At 48.7% G+C, this 5,599-nt stretch carries 6 protein-coding genes; 5 read left to right on the top strand and 1 reads right to left on the bottom strand.

What is annotated here, in order from left to right:
* Together INT22_RS00415 and INT22_RS00410 are read left to right on the top strand one after the other, a co-directional pair.
* The coding region (locus INT22_RS00415) for a DUF444 family protein (protein WP_193067471.1) at nucleotides 1–580 on the top strand (580 nt) is incomplete at its 5' end.
* 20 nt (nucleotides 581–600) lie between these two features.
* Nucleotides 601–2,163 carry a SpoVR family protein gene (locus tag INT22_RS00410; RefSeq protein WP_193067470.1) on the top strand — a complete coding sequence of 521 codons (1,563 nt, stop codon included), beginning with the start codon at nucleotides 601–603 and terminating at the stop codon, nucleotides 2,161–2,163.
* 79 nt (nucleotides 2,164–2,242) lie between these two features.
* Here the strand turns inward: INT22_RS00410 and INT22_RS00405 are convergent, their stop codons facing one another.
* The gene (locus INT22_RS00405; protein ID WP_193060411.1) at nucleotides 2,243–2,557 is read right to left on the bottom strand and encodes a high-potential iron-sulfur protein; all 315 of its coding nucleotides are present in this window, start codon (nucleotides 2,555–2,557) and stop codon (nucleotides 2,243–2,245) included.
* Nucleotides 2,558–2,815: 258 nt separating this feature from the next.
* Between INT22_RS00405 and INT22_RS00400 the strand changes: the two genes are divergently transcribed.
* The 3 genes from INT22_RS00400 to INT22_RS00390 form a co-directional block, all read left to right on the top strand.
* Nucleotides 2,816–3,091, top strand: coding sequence for an Lrp/AsnC family transcriptional regulator (locus INT22_RS00400; protein WP_009721675.1), 276 nt, complete (start codon nucleotides 2,816–2,818; stop codon nucleotides 3,089–3,091).
* A gap of 61 nt (nucleotides 3,092–3,152) precedes the next feature.
* Nucleotides 3,153–4,016 carry a DNA/RNA non-specific endonuclease gene (locus tag INT22_RS00395; RefSeq protein ID WP_193060412.1) on the top strand — a complete coding sequence of 288 codons (864 nt, stop codon included), beginning with the start codon at nucleotides 3,153–3,155 and terminating at the stop codon, nucleotides 4,014–4,016.
* Nucleotides 4,017–4,399: 383 nt separating this feature from the next.
* Nucleotides 4,400–5,599 (top strand): choice-of-anchor L domain-containing protein (locus INT22_RS00390; RefSeq protein ID WP_193067469.1); only part of this gene is annotated, 1,200 nt, incomplete at its 3' end.

Below are 5,599 nucleotides of genomic sequence, written 5' to 3'. Positions count from 1 at the left end.
GACAACTGGGTTGAAAATCACCGCTCAGCCTTCCAGCCAGGCGGTGATGTTCTGTGTCATGGACGTTTCTGGTTCCATGACTCAAAACCATAAGGACATTGCTAAGCGGTTTTTCCTATTACTTTATCTATTTTTGGAAAAGCATTACGAGAAAGTAGAGCTGGTATTTGTGCGCCACCACACGGCTGCGCGGGAGGTAAACGAGGAGGAGTTTTTCTATTCCCGTGAAACCGGTGGCACCATCGTTTCCAGCGCGCTCACCCTGGTTGATAAAATCATCGAAAAACGCTACCCCGCTGGGCAGTGGAATCTGTATATCGCCCAAGCATCGGACGGTGATAACTGGGATGATGACTCGAATATTTGCCGGGACTTACTGGTTAAACAGCTCATGCCGCAGTTGCAGTACTACGCTTATGTGGAAATTACTCCCCATGAGCATCAGTCGCTGTGGCATGAATACGAAACGGTCGCCGCGCAGTTTCCCGAACGGTTTGCGATGCGCCAAATTGTCGATGCTGGGGATATCTACCCGGTCTTCCGTGAGCTGTTTAAACGTCGGTTGAGTCAAGAGCAGTAACGCGAACCGAGGAGTACGCCATGAGTGTAGCCCGTAAGCCAATAGCGACCGGTTCCGACTGGAATTTTAGTGTGTTGGAGCGCTTCGACGAGGAGCTCGCTAGGCTCGCCGATGAGTACCGCCTAGATACTTATCCCAATCAGATAGAAGTGATTACCACTGAACAGATGATGGATGCCTACGCGAGCGTAGGGATGCCGGTAGGTTATCACCACTGGTCGTTTGGTAAGCAGTTTCTTGCCGTTGAACAAGCCTACAAGCGCGGCCAGATGGGGCTTGCCTATGAGTTGGTGATTAACTCCAACCCATGTATTGCCTATCTAATGGAAGAGAACACGTTAATGATGCAGGTATTGGTCATTGCGCATGCCTGCTATGGGCATAACTCTTTCTTTAAAGGCAATTACTTGTTCCGCGCCTGGACCGATGCCGATTCCATCGTTGATTACCTAGTATTTGCTCGGAAGTATATTGCGCAGTGTGAAGAGCGCCACGGTGTCCATGCCGTGGAGCAATTGTTAGATGCCTGTCACGCTCTCCAGAACTACGGTGTAGACCGTTACAAGCGACCCTCACCTATTTCTGCTGAAGAAGAGGTAAGGCGTCAACAAGAGCGCGAAGCCTACCTGCAAACCCAGGTCAATATGTTGTGGCGCACGATCCCTGACGCGCCCGATGGCGTTTCTCCACTGCCGGGTAGCCTTCACAGCGAGGCAGATCCACTTGGCCTGCACAGTGGTGGTCTTTATCCCTCAGAGCCACAGGAAAACTTGCTCTACTTTATTGAGAAAAATGCGCCACTTCTAGCTCCTTGGCAGCGCGAAATTGTGCGTATCGTGCGTAAACTGGCGCAGTACTTTTACCCCCAGAGACAAACCCAGGTGATGAACGAAGGATGGGCTTGTTTCTGGCACTATACGCTGATGAATCGTTTATACGATGAAGGGAAAGTCGATGAAGGCTTGATGCTGGAGTTTTTGCAATCCCATGCCGCGGTTATCAATCAGCCAGGCTTTGATAGCCCACACTACAGCGGCCTTAATCCCTACGCGTTAGGGTTTGCGATCTTTATGGACATTAAGCGGATTTGTGAAGCGCCAACGGATGAAGACCGAGAGTGGTTTCCCGATATTGCGGGTAGCCCGTGGCGCGATACCGTTGAGTTTGCAATGCGGAACTTCAAGGATGAGTCGTTTATACAGCAGTTTTTATCCCCCAAGGTAATACGCGACCTCAAGCTGTTCTTAATTGTTGATGATGATCAGATGGAAACACTGGAAGTCGCAGCAATTCATAATGAGCGAGGTTATCGGCGAGTGCGTGAGGCGCTGTCAACTCAATATGCGTTATCGGTGCGTGAGCCCAATATTCAAGTTGTCGAAGCGGCTATACGCGGGGATCGTTCGTTGACGTTACACCATGTACAAGATAACCGTCGGCCCCTTGGTCGCAGCGTATATCCGGTGATTCGCCATTTGCAGCAACTATGGGGATTTCCGGTGCATTTGGTCTCAATGGAAGAGGGGCGTGTGACGCGCCGTTACCAGTGGCCGATTGAGGAGGAAAACAAAGAGGTGAGTTAAGGTTAAATAACTACCCCGCGGCAAGCGCGGGGTAGTGGTCAAGCTTGGTTGTTTCACCAAGAACAGTTGGCTACTAACATTAGCCTTTGGCAGTCCAGGACTGGCACCAGCCGCCTGCTTCAACGCTATTTTGCGGGAACAGCTGGCAACCTTCAGTTTCTGCATTAAAGAACATGCAGTTTGAGCACAGCTCTCCTTCCTCGTAGGACGGGTGGTCGCTTGCGTCACTGGCTACTTCAACGTAATTAAGTGCCTTGGCAGTAGAGTTAGATGGGTCAAGGCGAGGCAGTTCCTGGGCAAAAGCAGTCTTTGACAGGATGCCAGCACCAAATGGCAGGGCGGCTAGACCCATTACGCTATTGCGCATGAACTTACGACGGCTCTGATTAGCCATGGTGTCTCCTTAGCGTCACGGTTTGACGTTTTTTTGCTTATGTTATTGGGTGGTGAACCACCTCTAATACTCCGACAAGGCTAATAAGCCGGAGTTCTCTAAGCCATGCTAGCGCATGCTCAAAATTAGTGCGAATAACCTTATGAAAAGCGCGACAATTAACCACGTCACTGAGCGGTGCTTGGTCTTGGCAAGCAGCCTGTTATACTCGCCTCTGGTTGCTGATTAGATTGTTGTTAACGCTATTTTGGGGGTGCTATGCAAAATGCTGTGATTTTAATCAATACTGAGAAAGGCCAGGTAAAAGCAGTCGCCGAGCGCCTTGCTGATGTAGACGGTATTAGTGAAGTCTATTCGACGTGTGGTCGCTATGATTTGGTCGCTATTGCCCGGACCCCTGATTTTGAAAGCCTTGCTGAACTGGTCACGGAACGTCTAAACGCTGTCGAGGGCATTAGCGATACCGAAACGCTGAATGCGATGCAGGTGCACTCCCGTCACGACCTAGAAACGATGTTTTCCCTGGGTTGGTAACCAATAAATTACCTGACATAAAAAGCAGGATGCAGAATCATTATTGTAGGGAGTAAGTCTGTTGGGGAAATCGCTTTCGCGCTGGCGTCGTCAGGGAAAACGCCTGGGTATCGCTGTGCTTTTTGTCATAGTAGGAACGGGGCTTTGGGAGTTTCAGGAGCGTCAGCATCAGGATGACTATACCTGGATGGGGGTGCCTACCTGGGATGGGTTTCAGCTAACAACGTTTCACCGTGTGCTGAGAAACGATGGCTTCTTAGCGGGATGGTCTGATGTGCGGGTAAACCCACTTTGGGTCAGTTATCAAGTCGAAGCAGTGTCCGATGATACTCGTATTGGCCCACGGCCTAATTTTAAAGCTGACTGGCGCACGTTATGGCCAATAGGGACGACTAGTTACTCCGGTAGTGGCTATGACCGCGGCCATCTGGCTCCCAACTACGCTATTGCGGCTGTACATGGGCGCAATGCCCAGGTCGATACCTTTTTGATGAGTAACATGACACCTCAGCGGCCAAACTTGAACCGCCAGCTTTGGCAGCGTCTGGAAGAGTCTGTGATGGATCATTTTGCGCCACGTTTTGATCGGCTGCAGGTCATTACAGGGCCGGTATTCCCTGAGCGTTTTATGGATAACGTGTTTAATCGGGTCGGTTTTGTGGAAGTGCCCGAGGCGTTTTATAAAATTATAGTGGTGCCGGATAGTGACACACCGCTGGCGCTGGCGTTTATTATGCCCCAGGACGTTAGTGGTAATGAATCGTTAGCCGACTATCTGGTCACTATCGATGAAATAGAAGCGCGTACGGGACTAAATTTTTTCCCTGACCTCACGCCGGAGGTTGAGGCTATTTTAGAAGGCGAGTTGCGTACTCAAGGTTGGGCATTGGATGAAGTTGCTCAGCGTCCTGGGCGTTTTCAATAATTTGCCTAATTAAAGCATTTAAAGTCAAAGCGTTTTCGAGGGCATGTATTTAGCTCGAAGGCAATCTCGTCTACGAAACCTCTGGTTAACTATTACGCTTGTCCATACAGCGTTAAAAGTCGCCTCGTGCGCGAGCCCGGTCCTTTTTTCGTTGATTTTTTCCTTGTCTGGCCTGCGCTTATAACATTAATCAGAGGCTCCTTAATATATTTTTCCTAAATTAGATTAATTTTTCTTGCAAGTCTATATGGCGGCAGTAGTATGATTGTTGCTAAGATTTGAATGTTCGTTTGGGGTATGCGTGTCCACTCTTAGTTAAAAATATATTTATGCGGTGTGTTCTTGTGATCATGCCAATAAATCAGTCTTGGAGGGGTAGGTAAATGACTGTAAAAAAAGAAGAATATGAGTTTTTCACGCTGGATGATGAACTGTTAGCGAGCTATTACCTAAGTTTCCATGATCTAATGACTCAGGCGGAAGAGGCTACAGCTTCAGATGTTGCGGCTGATGCTGTTAACAAAATTCTGGGAGGGGGGCTAGCAACTAACGTTACCTATACCGGCTCAAGTAACGCTGCGTTTTGGGTTGATAATTTTGAAATTCTGCCAGATGAAGATTCTGAGTTGCCAGCATATCAATATGGTCAGGGTATTATGTTGTCGACAGGTGGGTTCCCAGGCTCAGAGAATACCACGACTGGGGATAGTGTGAGTCACGGGGAGCCAGGAGACTCAGATCTAACCGAAACGGCACTTGAAGCATTTCCGGGGGCGGGTAGCACAAACGATGCGTCAGTGATTGAGTTTACGGTAAACGTCAATGACCCGGATGTGGATACACTTCGTGCGAGCCTTGTATTTGGCTCAGAAGAGTTCCCTGAATATGTTGACAGTGATTTTGTAGATATTGCTGCTCTATATGTCAACGGCGTTAACTACGCTGAGTTTGCTGCTACGGATAAGCCTCTAAGTGTTATTTCAGATAACCTTGAGTCAGGTGTATTTATTGATAATGACAATCAATTTAGTTCGCCTTATGCAATTGAGTGGGACGGCTTTAGCAGAGAGATTGTAGTTCGAGCTCCTCTCCAACAAGGCGAGAATACCGTCAAGATTGGTATTGCGGATACTGGTGATTTCATTCTGGATTCAGGTCTTTTTGTATCTGATCTCTCTCTGATTGGTGGGGGAGGCTCTGGCGGCGGTGTGCTCAGTGCGTTGGTTCCGGATGCTGGGGGCAACGTCACTACAACCGTGGCTGCAGAAGAAGTCACGTTGAATGAGCAGGCAAACACCGTCACAGGCAGTACTACTGAGTTGAATGGTGATGTCATTGTTGGTTTTGAGTCGAATGACAAAGTAGTTGTTAAAGATAGCTTTTTTGATGTGTCAGATGTGACATTTAGCCTTGGGTCGGTGATTTTAGATATTGATTCTAATCAGGACGGGGAAAATGATACGACGCTGACGTTTGCGGACTTGGATGATCCAGATAGCTTTGTATTTACACAAGCTGAGGATGGGACCACGATCACCCTTGAGGAGACTTCTCCGGAGCCAGAGCCAGAACCAGAGCCAGAA

The organism is Halomonas sp. 3D7M (assembly GCF_014897885.1).
Lineage (GTDB): Bacteria > Pseudomonadota > Gammaproteobacteria > Pseudomonadales > Halomonadaceae > Vreelandella.
This window is presented reverse-complemented; position numbering and strand designations above follow the sequence as displayed.